The following is a 437-nucleotide window of genomic DNA, read 5'->3' as shown; positions in this document are numbered from 1 at the left end:
CGACCAATTTTGCTGCTGACAATGACAGCCCGAATTTTGTCGACTCTACTTTATTTGACGGTATTACGGATGTCCCAACCAATGTGTGGATCAGAGTGAGGTTTGACGAACCGCTTAATCCAATTAGGATTAATGGCGTCATGCTGGAAGACAGTGTTGGCACTGTTGTAGCAAGCAACATTAGTTTGAGCGCCGACAGAAGGACTATCTATGTAGTACCTAAAGATCTGCTTGCTACCAATAGTAGCTACCGTCTGATCGTCGATGGCTTAATAGACATTAGTGGTAACGATCTGGCCGTGCCACTGGTGCAGAATTTCGCTACTGCAGACAGTCCCGACTTACTGCAAGGAAGCGTGCTCTATCGTAATATCCCTAACAACGCGACCAATGTGCCTCGCGATGCAGAATTTATTATTGAGTTAAGTGAAAGACTA

1 protein-coding gene is annotated in these 437 nt (G+C 45.3%); it reads left to right on the top strand.

The annotated features are described in order from the left end of the window. Nucleotides 1-437, top strand: a 437-nt coding sequence (locus CXF95_RS26335; protein ID WP_157828263.1) for an Ig-like domain-containing protein, incomplete at both ends; no start/stop codon positions are given.

Origin of the sequence: Paraglaciecola sp. MB-3u-78, assembly GCF_002835935.1 — a bacterium.
Classification (GTDB): domain Bacteria; phylum Pseudomonadota; class Gammaproteobacteria; order Enterobacterales; family Alteromonadaceae; genus Paraglaciecola.
This window is presented reverse-complemented; position numbering and strand designations above follow the sequence as displayed.